Source organism: Nitrosospira sp. NRS527 (assembly GCF_018406445.1).
In the GTDB taxonomy this organism is placed as follows: domain Bacteria; phylum Pseudomonadota; class Gammaproteobacteria; order Burkholderiales; family Nitrosomonadaceae; genus Nitrosospira; species Nitrosospira briensis.
In genome coordinates, this window is the sequence record NZ_AP024515.1 from 1,726,473 (window position 1) to 1,749,688 (window position 23,216).

13 protein-coding genes and 2 pseudogenes are annotated in these 23,216 nt (G+C 53.5%); 6 read left to right on the forward strand and 9 right to left on the reverse strand.

Annotation, left to right across the window (positions count from 1 at the left end; genetic code table 11):
* Positions 1-51 precede the first annotated feature (51 nt).
* Positions 52-1,551: an FAD-dependent oxidoreductase gene (locus KJS40_RS07725; protein WP_213536984.1), complete on the forward strand. Its 1,500-nt coding sequence runs from the start codon at positions 52-54 to the stop codon at positions 1,549-1,551.
* Between the two features lie 439 nt (positions 1,552-1,990).
* Here the strand turns inward: KJS40_RS07725 and KJS40_RS07730 are convergent, their stop codons facing one another.
* On the reverse strand, positions 1,991-2,722 hold the full coding sequence (locus KJS40_RS07730; RefSeq protein ID WP_213536985.1) for a hypothetical protein: 732 nt from the start codon (positions 2,720-2,722) through the stop codon (positions 1,991-1,993).
* A 134-nt stretch (positions 2,723-2,856) separates the two neighbouring features.
* Here KJS40_RS07730 and KJS40_RS07735 point away from each other — a divergent pair, with 134 nt between their 5' ends.
* Positions 2,857-3,978 carry a GGDEF domain-containing protein gene (locus KJS40_RS07735; protein ID WP_244859494.1) on the forward strand — a complete coding sequence of 374 codons (1,122 nt, stop codon included), beginning with the start codon at positions 2,857-2,859 and terminating at the stop codon, positions 3,976-3,978.
* 22 nt (positions 3,979-4,000) lie between these two features.
* Here the strand turns inward: KJS40_RS07735 and pyk are convergent, their stop codons facing one another.
* A complete protein-coding gene (gene pyk / locus KJS40_RS07740; protein ID WP_213536986.1) occupies positions 4,001-5,476 on the reverse strand; it encodes a pyruvate kinase in 1,476 nt (491 codons plus the stop codon).
* 458 nt (positions 5,477-5,934) lie between these two features.
* On the opposite strand from pyk, the gene KJS40_RS07745 reads away from it, so the two are divergent.
* The gene (locus KJS40_RS07745; protein WP_213536987.1) at positions 5,935-7,278 is read left to right on the forward strand and encodes a dicarboxylate/amino acid:cation symporter; all 1,344 of its coding nucleotides are present in this window, start codon (positions 5,935-5,937) and stop codon (positions 7,276-7,278) included.
* 415 nt (positions 7,279-7,693) lie between these two features.
* On the opposite strand, the gene KJS40_RS07750 is transcribed toward KJS40_RS07745, so the two are convergent.
* From KJS40_RS07750 to KJS40_RS07775, 6 genes are all read right to left on the reverse strand, one after another.
* Positions 7,694-9,415, reverse strand: a complete 1,722-nt coding sequence (locus KJS40_RS07750; protein WP_213536988.1) for an efflux transporter outer membrane subunit — start codon at positions 9,413-9,415, stop codon at positions 7,694-7,696.
* Positions 9,412-10,614 carry an efflux RND transporter periplasmic adaptor subunit gene (locus tag KJS40_RS07755; RefSeq protein ID WP_244859495.1) on the reverse strand — a complete coding sequence of 401 codons (1,203 nt, stop codon included), beginning with the start codon at positions 10,612-10,614 and terminating at the stop codon, positions 9,412-9,414. Before KJS40_RS07755 ends, KJS40_RS07750 begins: the two co-directional genes overlap by 4 nt.
* Positions 10,615-10,705: 91 nt before the next feature.
* Positions 10,706-14,005, reverse strand: a complete 3,300-nt coding sequence (locus KJS40_RS07760) for an efflux RND transporter permease subunit (RefSeq protein WP_213536990.1) — start codon at positions 14,003-14,005, stop codon at positions 10,706-10,708.
* A 149-nt stretch (positions 14,006-14,154) separates the two neighbouring features.
* Positions 14,155-15,162, reverse strand: coding sequence for a hypothetical protein (locus KJS40_RS07765; protein ID WP_213536991.1), 1,008 nt, complete (start codon positions 15,160-15,162; stop codon positions 14,155-14,157).
* A gap of 829 nt (positions 15,163-15,991) precedes the next feature.
* Entirely contained in the window at positions 15,992-16,384 is a 393-nt protein-coding gene (locus KJS40_RS07770) for a redoxin family protein (RefSeq protein WP_213536992.1), read from the reverse strand.
* 326 nt (positions 16,385-16,710) lie between these two features.
* Positions 16,711-17,676: a PEP-CTERM sorting domain-containing protein gene (locus tag KJS40_RS07775; RefSeq protein WP_213536993.1), complete on the reverse strand. Its 966-nt coding sequence runs from the start codon at positions 17,674-17,676 to the stop codon at positions 16,711-16,713.
* 330 nt (positions 17,677-18,006) lie between these two features.
* On the opposite strand from KJS40_RS07775, the pseudogene KJS40_RS07780 reads away from it, so the two are divergent.
* Both KJS40_RS07780 and KJS40_RS07785 read left to right on the forward strand, forming a co-directional pair.
* A pseudogene (locus KJS40_RS07780) lies at positions 18,007-18,246 on the forward strand (AAA family ATPase); the annotation flags it as partial.
* A 55-nt stretch (positions 18,247-18,301) separates the two neighbouring features.
* Positions 18,302-19,065 (forward strand): annotated as a pseudogene (locus tag KJS40_RS07785) (IS5 family transposase).
* Positions 19,066-19,494: 429 nt separating this feature from the next.
* On the opposite strand, the gene tkt reads toward KJS40_RS07785, so the two are convergent.
* On the reverse strand, positions 19,495-21,669 hold the full coding sequence (tkt, locus tag KJS40_RS07790; RefSeq protein WP_244859496.1) for a transketolase: 2,175 nt from the start codon (positions 21,667-21,669) through the stop codon (positions 19,495-19,497).
* A gap of 905 nt (positions 21,670-22,574) precedes the next feature.
* Between tkt and KJS40_RS07795 the strand changes: the two genes are divergently transcribed.
* Positions 22,575-23,009, forward strand: coding sequence for a PRC-barrel domain-containing protein (locus tag KJS40_RS07795; protein WP_213536994.1), 435 nt, complete (start codon positions 22,575-22,577; stop codon positions 23,007-23,009).
* Positions 23,010-23,216 lie beyond the last annotated feature (207 nt).

Genomic DNA, 23,216 nt, shown 5'->3' on the forward strand with positions numbered 1-23,216 from the left:
TATGTTCAACGATAGGCATCATCGCTTATTCTGAACAAGAAGGAAAATATCATGAATACGATTTCTGTCTGGCGCGCGACGGTGCCTCAAGCAGGCTTTGCAACACTTCAGGAAGAGATTACGGCCGATGTGGTCATCATCGGGGGTGGTATTACCGGCGTTACACTTGCCTTGAATCTGGCCGAGCAAGGCACCTCGGCCGTGCTGCTGGAAGCCCACACCGTTGGCTTCGGCAGCACGGGCAACTCAACGGGCAACCTGTACGAAACCGTCAGCAAGGGAATACACCATATCATTGACCGATGGGACAGCGATACGGCCCGAGCGGTTGCTACCGCCCGTCGCGCAGCGGTGGAACAGATCGACCAGCGGGTGCGTAAATTCGATATCCCCTGTGCTTTCCGCCGTTGCCGCCTCTACCGTTATGCCACCTCCGAGAACGCACAGGACTCAGTGGAGAAAGAATACCAGGGATCGCTCAAGGCAGGACTATCCGTTCATCTCGAAAAAGCGCTGCCCGTTCCCCTTGCCCCGCCTTCAGGGCTCATACTGGCGCTGGATAACCAGGCGCAATTTCACCCGCAGGCTTATGTTCGTGGGCTTGCCCGCCAAGCCGAAAATCAGGGTTGCCGTATCTTCGAAAACTCGACTGTTATCGAAGTGGATAAAGACAAGCGCGCAGTGCGTACAGACAAAGGCAAGGTAACAGCCAGGGAAATCGTGTTTGCCACTCATTCGCCAAAGGGCGTGCACCTGGTGCAGGCAGAGATGATCGCCAACCGAGAATACGGGCTCGCCGCACGCATTGCCAGGAATTCCTTTCCCTCCGGGATCTTCTGGGGCACCGGCATCGAACGGTTGTCGATTCGCAACGTGGATGTCGATGACGCCACATTCCTCGTCTGCGTCGGAGAGGAGCACAAGACGGGTCAGGAAAACGCGAAAATCAGCCTGGACCGGCTCGAGTCCTCCGCACACGCCCATCTTAATGTACGTGAAGTGGCGTTCAGGTGGTCGGCGCAGAATTACAGCACAGCAGATGGCTTGCCGTATATTGGCCGTGATGCGACAGGCTGCTTCATCGCTACCGGCTTCGAGACCGATGGTTTAACCTATGGAACGCTGGCTGCATCGCTGATCGCTGACCAGATTGCCGGGCGCGACAACGTTTTTGCCCCGCTCGTCAACGCGAGTCGTTTCTCGCCGCTGAAGGGAGCCAAGGGCATAGCCGAAGAAACGGTGAGCGTGGTGAAATCCTTCATCAAGGACTACGTGATCAACCGGGAGACGATGCAATTATCGCAGCTCATGCCGGGCAAAGGCGCGATCGTGGAGTTCGAGGATGAATCGCTGGCAGCATACAGAGCCCCTGACGGGACATTGATAGCGGTCTCGCCGGTATGCACGCATATGAAATGCAAAGTGCACTGGAATAGCGTCGAGACAAGCTGGGACTGCCCTTGTCACGGCAGCCGCTTCGCTCCCGACGGGGCAGTGATCGAGGGTCCTGCGATAGAACCACTGGAACGCAGGTTTCTGACAGGACAGTAATAATCCTAAATCCGGTAGTTGACCGCTCATCTAATAGATAAGTGTTATGATTAATAACAATATTTCATATTCTTGACGCCCACCTTCCGGGTGAGGGCGCTACGGGGTGAATTGCACAGTTTTTGCGGCGCATGGTTGCGTTGCAACTTCTTGGGATGGAACGGCGCCCCGAAGCGTCGCCCGAGGGACCCTGCGAAGCGGGGATCGGGCAGCGCAGGGGCTGCCGCGATCGCGCCCCACACGCGAGGGGGCGCCCGCATCCCGCTTCGGGGTCGCACCTTCCTGCGGAAGGCACTGCTCCGCCCTGCGCGGGCGCATTCCGCGTCGTTGCGCCTTGCCCTGCACCCCAAAAACCGTACACTTCCCCCCGTCCAACTACCGGATTTAGGTTAAAATAAAGCGTTCCGTCCTGCATTGAAGGTGTAGGCAAGATCGCCGATTACAAGGACCGGTTCGGCGTGAAGACAGCAAGGTAAGTTGGGGTGAAGCACGAACCCGGCATTTCAAATGCGGAACTGAACATCGGGGTTCTAGCGCTACCCCAATCCACAGGCGGCAGGCCCAGCCAAACGAGCTCGCCGCGACTCTGAAAATCCTCCAGCGCACGCAGGATCATCTGTTCAAGCACTTTTCCGAACGCCTGGTTCGCCGGAAAAACCTGAACATTGTCGGGTACGCTCATGTTGCCGATAGCGGTATGAACGGCATGCTGCATGCCCGTGCGGCTGAGTGTCTTTCCATTTACGCTGATAAACATCGACAGCTCATAAGCGTCCGTAATCAGTTTTCCAACCATCCACAACGGAAATCCTGTGCGGGATGCCTCCACCGCAACAGTGCCGCTGTCGGCAACATTGTTCAGCACGATCCTGATTTCGCCGTCTTCCTGCTCCGGCCCCAGAGAGAGCTCATCAATAGGATAAATTATGCCGGTGTCCCTGAGTATCCGGCCTGAATAATCTCTCAGTGGAACCTCTCCCATGGGAAAGCGTACGCCATTTCGCTGAAACTCGACAACAAGCTTCAGCCGAAGCGGTACGTCTCTCTTTTTGATATTCTTGTAAGTGACAGTCGGAAATGAACTTCCTAAAAACGACCGTGGCGACGCGCATCCCGCGAGTGCAAAGGAGGCAACGACATATAGCAATATTACGTAGCGGCCGAGATTCATGAGAAATGGTCCGTATGGGTACAGGAGAGTGCTGGCTATAGCAATGTCGAGGTTAACCCGTTATCCTTCATGCTGCAACTTTCTAGGCCTGTCCCTATGGAATCGCGGGTGTTTTATCTCATATAGATATCTGGATGATGAATCGGACAACGACTCCTTATTGCGCGATATTCGGATTTGACAGCACACGAATCAGGGAAGTACTTTCCATATTGGGATTCAGTGCGGAGCATGGCTTGCTTGCCGAGCGCATGCGCGCAGAAGTGATTGCTGGAAAAGCTGATGAGCTGGTCGATTCCTGCCTTGTCCCACTGGCGCGTAGCCGGGGCTTTACGCTGATCGAGCGAAATATCGGTATCGAATCCTTCAAGAGAACCTGGATCGAACGCTTGCAGCACTACGGCCAGAACTTTGATACCGCCGAGTATTTTGGGGATCGGCTTGCGAGCGCCGCTGCTTATGCACGCGCGAAAATTCCTCTGGGCATTTTTCAGGTACAGCACTGCCTTATCCAGCAGGTGCTCATAGACCGTCTATCAGTTAGATTCGCGGAAGCTGCTTCAACCGCCCGGCCTCTCGTAGATTGTGTTTTGAAGCTTTCATCCCTTGATTTATATCTCACGGCCGAGGGCTACCATTTGCCGGAAGTTGCCGAACTGCAAAAGTCGCTGGACAACCTCCGCAAAGAAACATCCCGATTACACCAGGAAGCCTCGATCGATCAACTCACCGGCTTGATGAATTATGCGGGCCTCATGGAATCCCTTGAGCATCAGGTTAACGCCGCGCACGCGAACCAGCATAAGAGTCAAAAGGGTCTTTCCGGCAACATGTGCCTGATCATGATCGATCTCGATTTATTCAAGAAAATCAACGATACGCATGGGCACGTCGTTGGTGACTTTGTGCTCCGGCACGTCGCAAGCCGAATTCAGGCGGCAGTACGCGATTTCGACATGGTAGGCAGGTTTGGCGGAGAGGAATTCGTCATTCTCATGGCAAATACCGATCTGGAACTGGCAACGGTCATCGCCGAGCGCGTGCGTAAAGGGGTGATGGACACGCCTTTACATCTAAAGGAGCTGACCATCCCGGTAACCATCAGCCTTGGCGTCGCAATGTTGAGGCCGGACGAACGCAAGGAATCATTGCTTGAGCGCGCGGATGTGGCAATGTATGAGGCAAAGAGCGCCGGGCGTAATCGCGTAATAATTGCGAAAGATGCTGACGATATCAGAACCCTACCGGAGCTATAGGCGCATCTGATTAAAAGGTCCGTTAACTATTCAACCGGACCGTCTGCAGCGTATCTGCTTTATCGCCGGCAGCGCCGGAGGCAGACAACAACACAGCCAGATCATCCTCTTGCGCCAACCCATGCGTAAACAACCACTCTCGAGCTTGTGCAAGGCGAGCCTGGGGCTCCGCTCCATTATCGGGCGCGTTGACAACGAGCGGCGAAATACCGCGGACCAGTGCGAGACTTCTATACAACCGCACGGAATCGGCGACCATGACAAGCGGTGCCTGAGGGCGGAAGCGGGCAACGGATAGCGCCGTCTCCATGGATTGAACGGGAGCAATGATGGCCCGGGCGCCGAGACGGGCAGCGAGCAGGCACGCCGCAAAACTCAGGGCGTTTCCTGCTTCGTTCGGGCTGGCTGTTTCCGCGGGATTCATCCGGTCTCGCGCCATGCGTCCGCCATACACCTCCTCGGTTGCGGTAAGCACGCGTTGGAGAAACCGCACTGCCGCCACCGGGAACTCGCCGACGGCTGTCTCCGCTGAAAGCATGACAGCATCGGTCCCATCCAGCACGGCATTGGCCACATCAGTCACCTCGGCACGCGTCGGATGCTCATGCTCCACCATCGACTCGAGCATCTGCGTAGCGGTAATAACAGGTCGACCTTGAGCATTAGCCACCGAAATAATGCGCTTCTGCACAATCGGTATTTCGGCAAGATCGGTTTCAACGCCCAGATCGCCGCGCGCCACCATCACCCCGTCGGATGCTGCCACGATCGCGTCAAGATCGTCCAACGCGCGGCGCTTCTCTATCTTGGCCATCAGCAGCGGTTTGATCCCGGGTCCAGCGGAGAGACAAGCCCTCACCCGCGCAAGATCGCCGGCCGATTGCACGAATGAGACGCCAACCCACTCGGCCTCTTGCGACACGGCAAACGCGAGATGCCTTCGGTCCTCATCGGTTGGAATCAGCATGTCTGTGGCGGATTCCGGTATATTAATGCCGGACCCGGAGCGGACAGTGCCGCCGATGCGCACTTGGCAATCGGCCCGGCTTGGGTTTGCAGTCACGCTTTTCACGCCGAGCTCGACCGATCCGTCTGCCAGGAATACCGGTTCCCCGATTCGCAATGCCTGAAGCAACTCACGGCTTCGCACCGGCAACAGACAGCAATTGTCTGCGCTGGCCCCCTTTGCCTCGTCACCCGCCACCACGAGCCTGACTATCGTTCCTTCCTCCAATTTACAAAAGCCATTTGGAAGATCGGCCAGGCGGAATTTGGGACCGGGCAAATCCATGAGCAGGGCCACTGGCTGGCCGAGCGCGTGCGCCGCCTGCCGGACCTGCCGAATACGCCGTGCATGGTCGGCATGATCCCCGTGCGATGTATTGATGCGCGCGACATCCATTCCGGCCTCGATCAACCGCTCTATCACGCCGGGCCGGTCCGTCGCCGGACCCAGTGTGCATACAATCTTGGTTCGCTGCCAGTTGGATTGCGTCATATTTGCGATACGTTTAGTTAGACTACCGGTTTTTATATTCTCGGATAGGTGAATAACAACCCCTATCCGATGATCCGGATGAATCGATGGTACTCCTCATTTTGTTCAGGTCGATAGTCTTGACGATGGGACAAGCCCTGCTTCATGCTATCTCGGCACGGTACGATACCCTTGCGGCGCCCTTTTCCTTCCCGGCAAGTATCGATTTTTTCTCTTCTACGTAATTCTACGTAGTCATCCTACATAATTCAGCACTTTTTCGACTGGTCGATAAGCCCGAAAATGATAAAAATACCAAGACGAAAATACGCGTCCACTCGAGTGCCGCCTTCGAATTCCCTGGGTTGACGTGAACCGGTAATTTCATTGTTCAAATCCCCGTAACCGGTAGTGGTAATAAAAGTAAAATTTCGATACGATTTTTTCCGATTGATAACCGTAAGATACGAAGGTACATCATGCCAATCAGTGCGACAGTGTCAACGCCCCGGCAAATCGCAGGGAGAAAACTCCCGCAGTGGGCATCTATTCTAATTGCAATGGCGCTGGGTGTTGGCACCGGTTACATGATATTTACCCATTACTCTACCGATGACGCTGCGCAAATTGCTGGTTACATTTCTTTAATATCGGATATTTTTCTCCGTCTGGTAAAGATGTTGATTGGTCCGCTGGTTTTTTCGACACTCGTTGCGGGAATCGCACACATGGGGGATGCGAAATCGGTCGGCAGGGTATTTTTCAAGGCCTTTGGCTGGTTTTTAATCGCTTCAGTGGTATCGCTGTTATTAGGCACGCTCGTGGCAAATTTATTACAGCCGGGGCATAACCTCGGATTGACCTTGCCGGCGGTGAACGCCGCTGCCGATCTCCAGGCACCATCGTTTACGTTAAAGGATTTTGTGATCCACCTGGTACCAAAATCATTTGCCGAGGCCTTGGCGAATAATGAAATCCTTCAGATTGTCGTATTTTCGATGTTTTTTGGCGTGGCATTGGCCGCCCTGGGCGATGTGAGTAAAACCCTCACCCGGATAATGAATGAGCTGACCCACGTCATGTTGAAAATCACGGCGTATGTCATGCTGCTTGCGCCAGCCGCGGTATTTGCGGCGATAGCGGCCACCGTCGCCACCAACGGTTTGGGAATTCTGTCGAAGTTTGCAGTTTTTATGGGCGGCTTCTACATTGCGCTTTTTATCCTGTGGTGTTTGCTTGCGTTAGCCGGTTTCATTTTTCTGGGACGACGCATATTCAAATTACTGGCTCTGATCAGGGAAGCGTTTTTATTGTCCTTTGCAACTGCAAGCTCCGAAGCAGCTTATCCGAAACTCCTCGATGCCCTGGATCGCTTTGGAGTGAAGCGAAAAATCTCCAGCTTCGTATTGCCGATGGGTTATTCATTCAATCTCGATGGCTCAATGATGTATTGCACTTTCGCGATACTGTTCATTGCCCAGGCATATGACGTCGAGCTATCGCTTGGCACACAGTTAACGATGATGGCGATCCTGATGCTGACTTCCAAGGGGATGGCAGGCGTTCCGCGTGCGTCATTGGTTGTCATAGCCGCAACGCTAGGTCACTTCAACATTCCTGAAGCGGGTCTACTGTTGATTTTGGGCGTTGACGCCTTCCTGGACATGGGACGCTCGGCGACCAACGCTGCGGGTAACTCGATTGCCGCCGCCGTGGTCGCAAAATGGGAAGGCGAGTTACTATCCGAAGCGGATGCGGCCGCTAATGCGAGGGCTCTTGATGCCGAATTGGCATTGGCGCTTGACCCCACTCATAAGGACTGATTTTCATGATGACAAAGTGCTTCTTCACCTTGCATCGGCCATTGCTGCGGTTTGATCCCAGGTCCAGGGGGAAACAAGACCTCACCCGCGCAAGATCGCCAGCCGATTGCACGAATGAGACGCCAACCCACTCGGCCTCTTGCGATACGGCAAATACGAGATGCCTTCGGTCCTCATCGGTTGGAATCGGCATGTCTGCTCCATATCCAAGCCCCGCAGGGACCATCAAAAGGTAGCAGATTCTCCACTTACGGACTTATTCAAATTCTTGGGGCCACTTCTCTGGCAATCGCGATACGGCTAACACCATCCCGGCTGGCCTCGGATGTAAGGCTCTTTTCGTTGTCCCCCACCTCCTTCAGGTAGACCTCCTGCTGTGCTTGCCAGCGAGCCCAGGAGCTCTTGCAAAATGCAGTTATGGAAAAAAGGGCTCTGGAAACGGGGGTGCCGGAAGTTTATTGTTTTTGTTTCCATCGCTATGATCTTCATGTTGAACCAGAGGCTTAGTCAAATTATTGTTTTTGCTGTTTCTATCGGCAGGATCCGCATTGACGTCAATTCCACCGACTGGCGATGGCTTATCAAGATCCCAATATTGAAGTACGCTAAAGGGTTGAATTTCCTTGTCTTCGGGTAATTGGTCGCGGTTCCAGCCCCCTCCAAGCGAACGAATGAGGTCCACCGATGCTACCAGTACACCAGTCTTGATCTGTACAGACTTGACGCTTGCCGTCAGCGTGCCGATCTGTGCATAAATGAGTTCAAGGCTGGAGGCCAAAGCGCCCTTATAGAGATCCATGGTAAGGTCTTGTGTGATACGTGCGGCTCCGACGGTAGCGTCCTGCCGTTCGGCGGCCTTGGCCATCCAATAGGTCTTGGTCAGGTTATTTTCAACTTCACGAAAAGCATTCAACACTGTCGAACGATATGCATTTTCTGTCTCGCGATAGGCCGACCATGATTGCTGCAATTGAGCCCGACGATATCCACCCTGAAAAATCGGAATGGAAAAAGAGGAACCATAGGCCCAGAAACTGTTAGCCAGGCTGAGCAGATTGAGCCCGGAATTCTCAAGCCCTCCTCCGACCCGGAAGGACACATCCGGAAAAAAAGCGGCACGTGCAATTCCAATGCCGCGGTTGGCCTGTGCCATCCGGCGCTCCATCGCGGCAATATCGGGCCGACGTTCAAGTAAAGTAGATGGAATTGTCTGCGGAAGGCTGAAATTCGTGGTAAGGAGGGTATCTACCGGCTCGATCCTAAAACTGGCTGGAGCGAGATTGAGGAGAATTGCAATGGCCTGCTCCACCACCTTTCGGTCGCTTTGCATCAGGGACAATTCTGACTCGGTAGCGAACAGCAGCGACTGAGCCCGTGCTACGTCGAGATTAGAGGCGATCTTGCCTTCAAACTGAGTCACTACAACATCCACCGTATACCTGTAAAGAATAATCGACCGTGTGTAAATCGCAATTTGTGCATCCAGTCCACGCAGGGCGAAATAATTCGATGCAATTTCCGCCTGCAGAATAAGGCGTGCGAGTCCATAATCAGCCGCACGTTCTTCAGCACGATAGATTCTGGATTGCGCCACATTCCGAAGTTTCGACCAGAAATCCGGTTCCCAGGATGCAATTCCGCTCATAATATGTTGAGTATCGCTGTCGGGTTCTCCAGGAGCACGAAAGAGGCTATGGTCGGATTGTCTGTTATTACTACCACCGTACTCAAAGCCGACCTGGGGGAAATATCGAGCACGTGCCTTCATCATTGCATCGCGCGCTTGAACGAACCGTTCAGCTGCTGCATGCAAGTCCGGATTGGCTGCAAGTCCTTGCTCCACAAGCTTGTTTAGAATTGGATCGTCATATAGTGTCCACCAGTCGGGCCGGATTGCATCATCCGACGGATTAGCCTTGACGAAATCACTCGTTCCCTCCCAGGAATCCGGAACAACATATTCAGGCGGTTTATAAGTGGGCGTCAGATCGAATGCAGGAAAGGGGAGGCCACTGCAAGCCGCCAGGCTGGCCGCCAGAAATAAAAACCCGCCAAATTTTGCGCCGAGACGACAGAGATTTGGAATATGGGTTCCTTTTTTACGCCGCAAGTCGATCATGGTCAAATGAGTGTTCATGATGCTTGTGATCCGTTCAATGCTTGTTTTAACCCCGGATCCGGTATTTCTGAATGAGAGTCCGGTTTCGAGGATCCCGAAACCAGCTCTTTTGAGTCTGGTTTCGATGACCCCGGCTCTTTGGGAACATTGATCAGATCATACCCCGGTGCAGGCGTTACAATGCTTACCTTGTCACCTTCAAGTATGGCAGCGCTGGGATTGTTTATAATCCGGTCTTCTGCTGAGACGCCCTCGGTTAATTCGACAGTAGCGTCGAGGATTCTGGTTATTTTGATCGGCTTGAAGTGAACAATGTTGTCGTCATCCACCACGGCCACTCGCGTCCCCATCTCATCAAATACCAGTGCGCTGGATGGAATGGAGAGGTGTCTATTCGGAACATCCACAGTGATATTGACTGATGCATAGGAACCCGGCCACAGATCCCGCGCTTCATTTTCAATCACAAATTGGGTGACCACCGTACGTGTACCAACATTGAAGCCGCGAGCAGTGGTCAGAAACTCGGCAGTGAAATGCCGACCAGGAAATTGCGGCACCGTCAGATCGGCTTTCAGGCCATCGTGCATAGTGGCGCCGTAGGCCTCAGGCACACTGACAAACAAACGCATCCGGCTCATATCGGCGACAGTAAAAAGATTGCGGACTTCACCTTCCGGTAAACTGATGGTGCCTTCCTTATTGATGAAGTCTCCCACATTAATGGCACGGTTGATGATCACACCGTCATACGGTGCAACAATCGTTTTAAACCCAATCAATGCTTCAAAGTTACGGACGTTTTGCCTGGCGGCATTCACCTTTGCCTGTTGGGCTTTTGCCTCGGCCACCTTTACCGAAATCGATTGCTCGGATACCGCCTGGTTTTTGCGCAAGGCTATCCACCGGTCCGCGGTAAGTATGGCGAGCTCATTAAGGGCCACTTCCGACGCCAGATCCGCCTTGCTTTGCTCGTATTGAGCATCAAGCGCCGGCGCGTAGATTTCGGCAAGTACATCTCCTTTTTTGACTATCGCTCCCCAATCCTTATGCCACATCTTGACGTAACCGGAGACCTGGGCATAGATCGGCGCCTGAAACCATGCCTGGATAGTACCTGGAAGCTTGATGGTTTCCTGAGCAGGCAGGTGCTCGGCCTTGATGATAGCCACAGTCCGAACATCATTCTCCATCGCCTTTTCTGTTAAAGAATCCATATGTTTACGGGATTCGATGACTCGGTAACCCAAATAGACAACACCGAGAACGATTGCCAAAATCACTATAGTTTTACTTGATTTTTTCATGTCAGGAATTCCCGAGTTGAGGAACAATTTCTTTGTCGCCAGGAACGCTTTCCTTGTCTTTAGGAGCGCTTCGTGCGTAATACATGATGGCATACACAGCCGGGACAAAGAACAGGGTGTATACCGTCGCGAACATCAAGCCGCCAATCACTGCACGGCCCAGCGGGGCATTGGTGGATCCTCCCAGCGCCATCGGAAGCATGCCCATGATCATGGCCGCCGCGGTCATGAGAACAGGTCGAATGCGGGCTTTGCCAGACTCGATGGCGGCCCGCAGCGGGTCGCCATGCGCTTCGATGCGCTCCAGCGCATAGGCCACGACAAGTATGGAATTTGCCGTGGCCGTCCCCATGGCCATGATGGCCCCTGTCAGGGCCGGAACGGAAATATTCGTGTGAGTCAGGAACAGGGCCCAGGCAATGCCTGCCAAAGCGCCGGGCAGGGCTGTAATGATGATGAAGGGAACCAGCCATGATTGAAAATTGACGACAAGCAAGAGATAGATCAGCACGACAGCCGCTGCGAGACCGATAAGCAGTTCGCCATAGGTGGTAACCATATTCGCGGCCTGGCCGGCGATTTGGACATCGGAGCCGCGGGGTACTTCTTCGTCCATCTCCTCGACGATTTTCTTGACGTCATCCAGCAGGTCGCCAAGCCCCCGCCCTTCGGCAGACACATACACTTCAATCAGCGGCATGATGCCCCTGTGGGTGACCAGGCCGGGCGTGCCTACCGGCGTTTTCTGCGTCAGATTGCCCAGGAGTTGATATTTCTCATCCAGGCCGCCTTCCCCCTCCGGTTTGACAGGAATCTTGTTCAACTCATTGGTGCTTGAGACCCAAGGTTGAGGCTGATAGATGTTGATCTGGTATGACATGCCGGTCGTCAGATCCAGCCAGTATTTCTGGTCGATCTGCTGGGTTCCGTTAGTCGTTATCAGCATATTCAGGGCAATATCCGATTCGCTCCTGTCAACACCGAGTCCATATGTCCTTTGGCCTTCAACAAACAGGGTGGGCGTGCGCATGGTTTGCTGGATCACCACATCACTTGAGCCGGGGATTTCACGCAGCCTGCCTTGCAATTTGCGCGCGTATTCGTAGTTTGCGTAGATATCCATCCCGTTAACCTGAACAGTAATCGGAGAAGGGGCACCAAAATTCAAGATTTTCGCTATCAGATCGGCTGGCTGAAAGGTGAATTCGCTCCCCGGATAGCGCTCCTTCAGACCTTTATGGATAATTTTCCGAATATCCCACACGGCTGATTTCTCGTCGAACAGGGTGATCGTCAGATCGCAGTCCTGCGTTCCGATCGTGGGCGTCGGAATAAACGCCAGATTATGCGGCCCGACGGGTAAGCCGCAATTGCTGATGACGCCTTCAACCTGCCCGGGAAGCATCTGCGAGATATCCTCCGCAACGCGCGTGGTAATGCGGTTTACGGCTTCTATCCGTGTGCCGAGAGGCGCCCTCATGTGCATCTGGATGGTCCCCGACCTGACCTCCGGAAAAAAATCGCGGCCGTTGAAGTAGAACAGAACAAGGGAGACGAGCGCGAAAGCCAGCATGATCGTTACGAACCGGCGGCGATTTGCAATGGTCTGTTCGAGCAGCCCGCCATACCAGGCGCAGAATTGAACAAAGCGAGCCTCGAATGCCTCCTGAAAACGGGAGAAAATCCCCATATGATATTTTAACTTCTCCTTGAAACCGGCAGCCTCCCCCCCTGGCTTTTCCTCGCCAGGGGGGTCGCCTTCCTTACCGTATCCTTCTGCATGTCCTTCCGCATGTCCTTCTCCGTGTCCTTCTGCGTGCGGATGCTTGATAATATATTTCGCCATGGTCGGCACGAGCGTACGCGACAGGATGAAGGACGCCAGCATGGCGAATATCACCGCCAGTGCCATCGGCTTGAACAGATAGCCCGATACGCCGGAAAGCGTGAACAGCGGCAACCAGACAATGCATATGCATAATGTGGCGAGCAGCGTCGGAATAACGATCTGGTTTGCCGCGTCGATGATTGCCTCATCGAGTTCCTTGCCCATTTCCAGGTGGGTATCGATGTTCTCGATCATCACTGTCGCATCGTCGACAAGAATCCCTACCGCCAGCGCCAATCCGCCCAGCGTCATGACATTCATCGACTCTCCCAGCACTTGCAGGAAGATGAGGGAGGTTAAAATACACAATGGAATTGAAGTTATAACGACTATCATGGGACGCCAGGAGCCGAGCATGAGCATGACGATCAAACCGACAAGCAGGCCGGCGATTGCCATCTCATGCGTCACCTCGTTGATGGATTCCCGCACGAAGACCGATGCATCAGTGATGATTCTAACGTCCACATGGGACGGCACGATCTCCTTGATGCGCGGAAGGGTTGCCCTGATGCCGTCGACCACGTCCAGGGTCGATGCCTCGCCGCTTTTCATGACGACAATAATGACGGCCTGTTTACCGTCCACGATTACGGAGTTTGTTTGCGGCGGCCCTGCCAGCTGAACATCGGCGACGTCACGCAAAAAAACGAAGGAATTTCCTTCCCTTTTAACCGGAATATCGTTGAATTCCGGAATCTCCGGCGGCATCGCGTTTGTCTGGACCATCCAGTCGGTCTGCTTGATCTTCATATCGCCCGCGGGCAGCACGATATTCTGTCGATCGAAAGCCGCATGGATATCAGTTGGCGATATATTGCGAGCCAGCATCTTGTCTTGATCGAGGGATACCAGAAGCTGCTTGGGCTTTCCACCGTAAGGATGCGGAACAATCGCCCCCGGGATCACGACAATCAGGGGCCTGAGTTGGTTATAAGCAAGGTTATAGAGGTCTGCCGGCGTCATCTCGTCCGAGGTAATCTGCAGGCTGGCTACCGCTACCTGAGAGGCTTCCAGCCGCATGATCATGGGCGGCGAAATATCTGGCGGCAGCGCCTTGACAATCGTCTGGGCTATGGCTGTGACTTCCGCTTCTGCGCCAGGGAGGTTGGTGTGGGGCTGAAGAAAAATATTCGTGATGCTGATGCCATAGTACGCCTGGCTGACGATGTCCGAGATACCTTCCACCGTCGAGGTCAAGAAGCGTTCGAAGTAAAAAGTGATACGACCCGACACATCCAGCGGCAACATGCCGGCGTAAGCCCAGACTACAGAGATCACGGGAATCTTGATAGTGGGAAAGACGTCTGTTGGCGAGTGCCGTATCGCCCTGACTCCGAATATGACGATCAGAATTGAAAGAACCACGAAGGTGTAAGGTCTGCGTAACGCAATAAGTACTATCTGGTTCATACTATGTATCCTCTTATATCTTCGGTAAAAAATTCATTTACCTACAATATTGCATGTAAGGATGAGGCAATTCTTTAGCAAACCTTTATAAAACAATACAGTTGCCTAAACCGCATAAAGAAACGAACTGTCACTAACGATCATTACAACTAAACTCCGGACGTGCAGCTTTCGGCCTTGCGCCTCCAAACGGTCTGAACAGGGTTATTGCCGATCCCTTGCCAAACCCAGGAGTTGATCGCCAGGCAGAATATCGCGGGTGAATGGGGGGGAGCGGGAGTCCGACCGGCCTCGCTGTTCCATCGCATCTCGTCCCCTCGCGCCGGCATCGCCCGGGTCCGGCTTACGCCCGGCGCCGTCATCCGATTCGCCTTGGTCATGTGTTGCCCGCTCGCCGCGTCGGCGCATATCTCGGCAGATTGCGATGGCCAGATGGGTTGCCCGATATCGATAAGATGAACGTTACAGTATTGGCCCCCGGTATCGAACCGTAGCTGATTGGGAAGTGTTTTGGCGATCAAGAGGAAGATGGCGCCAAACGCCGCAGTAGCCGGATTGTTTCCCGACGCAATGGCAATCGCCGCAGCGACCGAGGATATTTTTGCGATGCGCCTCCCATTTTCGCCGACTTGAAGGGCGGGAAAGCTCCAAGGCCTGTGGGTATGCTCCAGGGCATAGTTGAATCCAATCTCGCCGGCCTCGTCGTCTGTCTTCCCGACAGCTCGGGGGAAAACAACCTGGCACATTGTCAGAATTTGGTTCACGCTCCGGCCGCAAGCGCCGAGGATCGTTGCCGATGCGGCCACAGCTCCGCAGGCGATTTGCTGGGAGCGAGTGCCTGATGCGGCCCATTGCGCCGCATTTGCCACCGTGTTCGCGATGGCCTCGCTGACGACTCGCATGTTGTTCGCATTCAGGAGGCCTACGACGCCTCCTGAATGGTCCTTATCGTAGTGGCTGACGAGAATGTGATCGAGGGGGTAACCGTAACCTCTGAGGATGGGATCGATAAAGTTGTGGACCGTCTCCGCATACCCGAGCAGCCCGCCATCGATCAATATCGTCCGGTGTCGCCCGGCTGCCACGTCTGCCGCAACAACGAGCGCACTTTCTCTCTGCCCGACGTCAATCGTATGGATGGTGAGTTGCAGGGCCATGAGCTTCCAGATCTCCCTTCCAAGATGAACAAGTCTTTCTCACACCCGAGAGCGTTTAGCTGCTGCTTGCTATCACGTTGCCCCGGTTCCGATAGACTGGCGATTATGATGTGCGAATTATCTGTTCAGCAGCCAAACACGACAATTTCGCCGTGGCTTTTCTTAAACTGATCAGCGCAGATTCAAGAAAGAAGCCAATGTCCAAGGATGAGATAAAATTACCACACCACTTGTCAGGGAAATATTATGTATCGGTGGTCATTTTGTGAGCATTTCGACCTGAAAGTGGTCATCTTGTGAATATTCCGACCTGGAAGTGGTCATTTTGTGAATATTCCAACCTGAAAGTGATCATTTTGTGAACACTGCGACCTGAATCATTCAAGAGGCGTTGGCGGCTGTAAAGCGCCGTATGAGAGGGGAAGTGCTGATCGAAGCGCAGGTTTCTGCTCTGGAGAAGAAGCAGGACGGTCCTGGAAGCATTCATGCTTTCGCACTGGCCAGATCAGTCCCATGACCTGATTCTTCCAGATAGTCCGGGATCAGACTGAACCGCCCCGGCTTTCATGGAGGCCGGTTGGTTTAAATTAGACCACTACCGTGGCTTTTACTTGTAACGGCTCGCCTTTGAAACCGGTCGGGCTTGCATTTGGCGCTATTTTCAGCTCGAATTAATTGCAAATAAAATGACACTCCGGCTCACATTATCTGCAAATGAGCTTGCATTGACGGCGTCGGCTCGCATTCCATTGTCGTGGGCCCACATTAATTGCAAATGAAATGCCTGGTTCCAAAACATTACAATCAACGCAATTTAGTAAGTCCAATTTTATGATAGGTTACGCTTGGTTTCGGAAAGCCAAGCGCTCACCTCATCAACATTTTTATCCGGCGGAAATACTGGATAAAAGCACTTCCTGACTACGCCATCTTTAACAATGAGCGTTAGCCTCTTGATTAGTTTTAAACCGGCAACCTCAAGCATAGGCAATTCCATAGCCGAGGAAAACGAATACATTGAATCGCTTAACAGTGGATAGGATAACTCTAGGCGAATAGCAGCTTCTTTTTGTGCTTCCGGTGTTTGAGAGCTTAGACCGTAAACGCCTACACGATTGCGTTTAAATTCAGCGTGACTCACAATAAGAACAAACTTGTAGCGTACAGCCTGCGGCACCAGGAGATAGATTGATTCTTTTATCTGTGGAAGAGAGAGAAACATCGGGCATCAGCATGTTTTCCAGAAACAGCCGTAGTACATTACCCGGTGCACGATGAACCGATCTTCATGACTGGAATTTGCAAACTACAAGCCGTGGAGACAAGGCACGCCGCACCAGACGGTGTAAGTGGGTTTTGTGATTGTAACGGAGGACTGTGAAGGAGGCATGGTAGGACATCCACGACCGCAGGCTTGCCGCAGCGCTCGCCTAGGTCACGTAGATCGTCGGTTATCTTGCGATAACCATAGACACCGCCACTCTCCAGCCCTAAATCCATGATGTGGCAGTGTGCTTGCGGGCCTGGTCACGCTGTCTTCAGGAAAGCTTATATTTTTCGGCACGCTCGACGGGTTGCAATCAACGCTCCCATTCCCATTAAAATTAGCAAACCCGACGATGGCTCCGGCACAGCCACTGCCGCCGCTGACAGCGGCAACGTGTTTGGGAAAATTCCGGAGCCGGAATAAGTGGTGGTATTCTCCGGGCCGGTGTACGACGCAATGAGAGTATTGCTAAAGTCAGCTATTGCATGTGTATTAGTGGGTCCGAAAGTGTACACATAACTTGTAAGTGTCAACACCCAATCGAAATCCGATCCAGGCGTGAATGATGCTGAAACCGTTGCTGGATAGGAGGTCAATTCACCTATATATCCAGGATAAGGATTGCTCATACTCGGGCTTAACTGATAAAACAATTCTGTGATAATTTGTTGCGACCAGATCTCGTAGTACGCATTCATTTCTTCAGAAGTATCGCTTTCCATCCATCGCGCATAAGCATCCAATGCTCCGGGGGCCAGGATGGTAAGACCAAATTCCGAGTCGTGATATGCATTGAGATCTTTATCTACCAGCCCTGAAATATCGAAAGTAAAACTGGCTTCGGTCGTTGAGTTCCAAGAGAACGGGCTTTTGCCCTCAAAAGCTCGAAAGCTGTCGCCGATATCGGCACGACTGAAGGCAGCTATAAAACCGCGATTATCGCCGGCTGTTATCTCCGAAAACGCCTTCAGTTCACCGGTGGAGGGGTTCGAGCTACTATGAGCGATAGCAATGCCTTCGGGTGCGTATAATGAGCGGTCCGTGGCAGCGAAGTTTCCGTTCTTATCGATCATGCTGTCATAAAACTGCGCATCCTTGCTATAACCGGTCGAATCGACTGTCGAAGCACCCTGCACAAAGCTGACGGAAGTATTAAAACTAGTTATCGGTACTGCATATAAGGAGCCAGAGCTGAATAGCAATGCAGCAGCGATGAAAAAAATACGCCCATACTGAGGTTTAAGCACGTTTGATCTCCTTATAATGAAAATTACCTCTGGCTTAGCAATATCCATGCCACCAACAGCTGTGCTTCAGGTTTGCTTTGCTTTCCAATACTTACGAATCATTGGTTTTTTTAGATTCATTGGAATGTAAGTATTTCCGACACTCACGCTTTCGGCACCAGTGTCATCAGCGGATGCAAATTGACACAGAGCAGCGATTGAAGAGTGATATACCCATTTGAGAAGATGGCTGCATTTGGAAGTGGTCGTGATCACAGACGAGGTGTGCGGGCGCGAACCGCCTTGTTGCCCAAGACGACTTAGTTTTTGTTGTGTGCCAGAATTTGGTATATCGACATGCTGGCCGCCAAGCTGCGCACCCCTCTACAAGTCCAGCTGCACCTGACACTGGCACTGGAAGCCGGCTTCCAGACGGGTGAAAAGCCGGTCACGGCGGAACTGGTGGAAACCGTGCTATCGCGGCAGCTCGACGATCTGGAGCAGACGCTGACGCGCCACGGTTATCGGCTCAAAGACATGGTAGAACAGTTCGACGCCAAGCCGGCAGAAATCAGGGCGCTGTTCAGCAACTAGGGCCTGTTAACTCTAATAACTATATTGCATGTATTCAGCTATACTTACGGGCATGGAAATCACTCAAGCCCAGTACGAGCGAATCGTACACTGTCTGCCACTTCAGCGGGGCAATGTCAGTCTCAGCAATCTAAGCGTATTGAACGCCATTTTGTATGTGGCCGAGCATGGCTGCAGGTAGCGCGGTCTGCCCAAACGCTTCGGTAATTGGCACACTATCTACACTCGCATGAATCGCTGGAGCAAGAGTGGTGTGCTGGATCGGGTGTTTGAGCAGTTGCAGCGCACACAGATTGCTCGCATCAAGATCGAGGCCGTTTCCCTGGATAGCACCATTGTGAAGGTTCATCCGGACGGCACTGGGGCATTAAAAAAAACGGCCCCCAATCCATTGGCAAATCCAGAGGCGGGTGGACCACCAAGATTCATATGGTTGCCGCGGATGCTCGAACGGCTATAACGTTTGCGCTGTCCCCCGGACAGGCTCACGATGCGCTGGAGGGGCGCAAGCTGCTCGGCAGCCTGGACAAGCCCCGCTGGCCAGTTTATCTGCTAATGGATCGCGCCTACGAGGGAAAGGAAACACGGCAACTAGCGTTGGACCTGGGTTTCATTCCGGTAGTCCCACCCAAGATCAACCGGCTTGAGCCTTGGGAATACGATAAGGTTATGTACCGGCGGCGTAACGAGATTGAGCGACTGTTCAGGAGACTGAAAGGATTCCGCCGTATCTTCTCGCGCTTCGAGAAACTTGATGTAATGTTCACTGGCTTCATCCACTTCGCCTTGATCGTCGAAGCACTTAGATTGTGTTAACAGGCCCTAGCTTGAACCCACTCGCACGGCAGAGTTGCGCGATCGGATATTGGCGGCGGGATTGCCAATTTGAATCCAGTCATTTGCAATTAATGCGAGCCGGCGCCGATCAATGCAAGCTCATTTGCAGATAATATGAGCATGAGTGCCCAGTCATTTGCAATTACTGTGAGCCAAAAACGGTGTCGAATGCGAGCACAGTCGTTTTGAAACGCGAGCCGCTACAGCTATGCCCCAGAGCGGACGATGAAACAGAAAAACACGGTAACTCGGTAATGAAATATGGCCGGGAAATGAATTGTCGGTCTGCTCGTGCTAAAAAAAAACAGCAGCCAACCTACCCAGATCTGGAAGCATTATTTGTTTAGCGCTTCCCTGGAAGAACTAAAAGTAGTACAGCTCTGCCGTGGAGCAAAAGAGAGTACTTCCTCAGGAATGTCCTTCGGCCGACGATGTGGGTGCCACAGACGCGCCGCCCTGTTCATGCGGGTTCCCCTCTTCTTGCGCCGCCGCTTCCGAGCGACCCAGAAGCCGCAGAGCGGCAGCGGTGACGCGCTCGACAGTGAAGCCGAAATGTTTCATGACTTCTTCCGCCGGAGCCGAGGCCCCAAAATGGTCGATTCCGATAATGGAGCCTTCTTCTCCGGCAAACCGTTCCCATCCCAGTGTTGCGCCCGCTTCCACTGTTATGCGTTTTCGCACACCGGCAGGCAGCACTTGCTGGCGGTAGCCGCTGTCCTGCTCCGCAAACAACTCCCAGCTCGGCAGGCTGACCACGCGAGCGCGTATATCCAGCTCCTTCAATCGCGCTTGTGCCTTGACGCATAGCTCGACTTCCGAGCCGGTTCCGATCAGCAGTACCTGAGGCGCGCCACCCACAGCCTCCGAAAGGATATATCCCCCTCGCGCCACCCCGGCATCGTGCGCACGCGAGCGGTCGAGAATGGAAAGGTTCTGGCGCGATAGCGCCAATAGCGTGGGCGAGCTTCTCTCTACCGCAATCACCCATGCCTCTGCGGCTTCATTCGCATCGGCCGGGCGGATAACAGTCAGGCCGGGAATCGCCCTCAGGCCGGCCAGGTGACCAATCGGCTCGTGCGTCGGCCCATCCTCGCCCACAGCAATGCTGTCGTGCGTGAAGACATAAATCACCCGCAAGCCCATGATCACTCCCAGGCGTATCGCTGGCTTCATGTAATCGGAGAATACGAAGAACGTTGCACTGAAGGGGATTATGCCTCCATGCGCGGCCATGCCATTGACGGCTGCGCCCATCGCATGCTCGCGAACGCCGAAGGCGATATTGTGACCCGCATAGCTCCACGTACCGCCGACTGCACCCGCAGCGGCTGGCACTGGCGTCTCCTCCGATGGCTGAAAATCGCCTTGCTCCTTCAGAGCCGTGTTGGTAGAGGGGTTCAAATCGGCCGAGCCGCCGATAATATTCGGAATGCGCTGGGCGAGCGCGTTCAAGGCCTGCCCGGCAGCCACCCGTGTCGAAACGGGTTTGTCGCCGGGTTTCCATTGTGGTAACTGCGCCGTAAAGTCTGAAGAAAGCCGGCCGCCCATGACCTGGTCCCATTCGGCGGCTTCTACGGGAAAGGCTGCCCGGTAAGCATCGAAGCGCTCCTGCCATTCCTGTTGCGCTTTTGCTCCGCGCCCGATAGCCTGCCGAAAGTGCGCCACGGCCTCGGGCGGAAGGAAGAAAGAATCGGTCGTTGGCCATCCTAATGCTTTTTTGGTGGCAGCTACTTCTTCCGCACCCAAGGGTGACCCATGGGCATGAAAGGAGTCCTGTTTATGGGGACTGCCATAGCCTATATGCGTCCGCACCAGCAGGAGCGATGGACGGTTTTTCTCACCCTGCGCCTCTCGCAGGGCAGCGGCCACGTCCTCCGTGTCGTTGCCATCCGGCACCGTTCGGGTATGCCACCCATATGCCTCAAACCGCTTGCCGACATCCTCAGTGAACGTAAGATCCGTTGCGCCAGCCAGCGAAACGTGGTTTTGATCATAAAGATAAATGAGCTTGCCCAGGCGAAGATGTCCCGCAAGCGACGCTGCTTCCGCAGCCACCCCTTCCATTAGATCACCATCCGAGATGAGAGCATAAGTGTAGTGATCGACCAGATCATGACTAGGGCGGTTATATCGAGCCGCCAGCCATGCCTCGGCCATAGCCATGCCGATGCCGTTGCCGAAACCTTGCCCGAGCGGACCGGTCGTAACTTCGACTCCCGGCGTGTGCCCTCGCTCGGGATGGCCTGGCGTGTGACTGCCCCACTGGCGAAAACGCTTGATCTCGTCAAGCGAGAGATCATAGCCTGTAAGATGCAGCAGGCTGTATAGAAGCATGGAACCGTGTCCCGCAGACAGGACAAAGCGGTCGCGATCTGGCCACAGCGGATCATGAGGATTGTACTTGAGGAAGCGCGTCCAGAGAACATAAGCCATCGCCGCCGCTCCCATGGGTAAACCCGGATGTCCCGAATTGGCCTTCTGAACAGCGTCAATGGATAGGATCCGGATCGTATTGATGCACAGTTCCTCCAGATGCTGGTCCACTTGTGCTGGTTCGCTGCTTTTGGTTCCCTGGATTGTCATTTTGGCCTCTCGCTTTAACTGAATCTGACGTCTGGCCGATAGCCAGCCGGCCCTTCCGCAGCATGGTGCTGATTGTGCCGCCATAATGCTAAACAGCTAATTCAATTACGATTGCCAGCCCAACCTCGCCGCGGCTGTAATGCCACTGCTTCACCAGGACCCATATCAATCGCACGATACATGGGCGTGAAACTGATGGCAAGGTCATGCTCAAACACAGCTAAGTGTATAGGTGCCAGATTCGGGATAAATTCTGATAAATACAAAAAAAGACTTAATAATCAAATAGCCATATAGCAGCCATGTGATTCAAGCTTGTCAACTGCCCGTTTTCGGCCAGATTTTAGACATCGGATGTAATATTACTAGCGCCAGAACAGCACCTGGAACGGTAGTGGCTTCCCATCTGAGCCCCGTGGCGATCTATCGCCACCGTCAACCATAACCCGCCGCCGTGGTAAGCCCTTGCACTGTTTCTTCACTAGTGCGTTTAAGAATAGTGGGATATCGGAGAATTCCGTTGTCATCATATTAAACCCAGATAATTCATTAGGCGGCTCTGCGAGCCTACCCGGGTGCTGGCGGTCAGTTTGCGGCCATTTTCGCCGCCATTTTTGCTACCTGAGCGGCGTCCATAGACCAAGATATGGATTTCTCCCAACCGGCAAAACTGTCTCGCAACCCGCCTCGCCATCATCTCGCGTCCTAATGGATTATCTGGGTTAAAGGCGTCCCGCTACCATTCATGCATTGCAGCGGGCACGTCAGACACCGCGCTGTGTTAGCCACCGAACCGACCTCGTTGGCTGGCTCAGGCACGCTTCGTCAGCCATAAGCTTACGAAGCGGCTTGCGGAATGCATGACGTCATCGGAAGACCTTAACTATATACTGCAGGAGTTCAACATGACTTATGAACACAATACTCAAGGCCTGGATAAAATAATGCCGGAAAGTAACAGCCCCGCCCCCAGATTCATGGGTGCCACCTGGCCTTTGGGAATGGATGTTTACACGCCGAAGGGGGAAATCCTCGGCGCAATCAAGGAAGTAATGCTTGATATGGAGCATGCCAGCGTTGCTTATGCGGTGCTGGCCACCGGCGGTATCCTGGGCCTTGGCGAAAAACTTCATGCTGTACCATGGTGCGCGCTAACGCTTAAACTCGAAACTCTGGACAGGCGTTTCATATTGGATATCGAGAAGGAACGCCTTGAATCCGCACCAGGGTTCGATAAGAACAACTGGCCGGATATGGTCGATGAGTCCTGGATCAGCCAGACCAACACATACTACGGTACCCGGCATTATGGGGCCGGCAGATCGGACCAGCGCGGTTGATAAACGGGCCCGCTGCCAGCCTCTAATCAAGCGGTTATCCTTTAAACCTGAATCCGGCAGTTGATCGCTCATTTTCAGCTCATTTGTCAACTAAGTGCCATAAACAAAAATGATTTTTTTATCCGTGAGCTTCACATCTTTGGTGAGCTCGCTACGAGGCGGATTCGGGTTGGGAAGTTTTCAGCCATCAATCCACCCGCCGCGGGG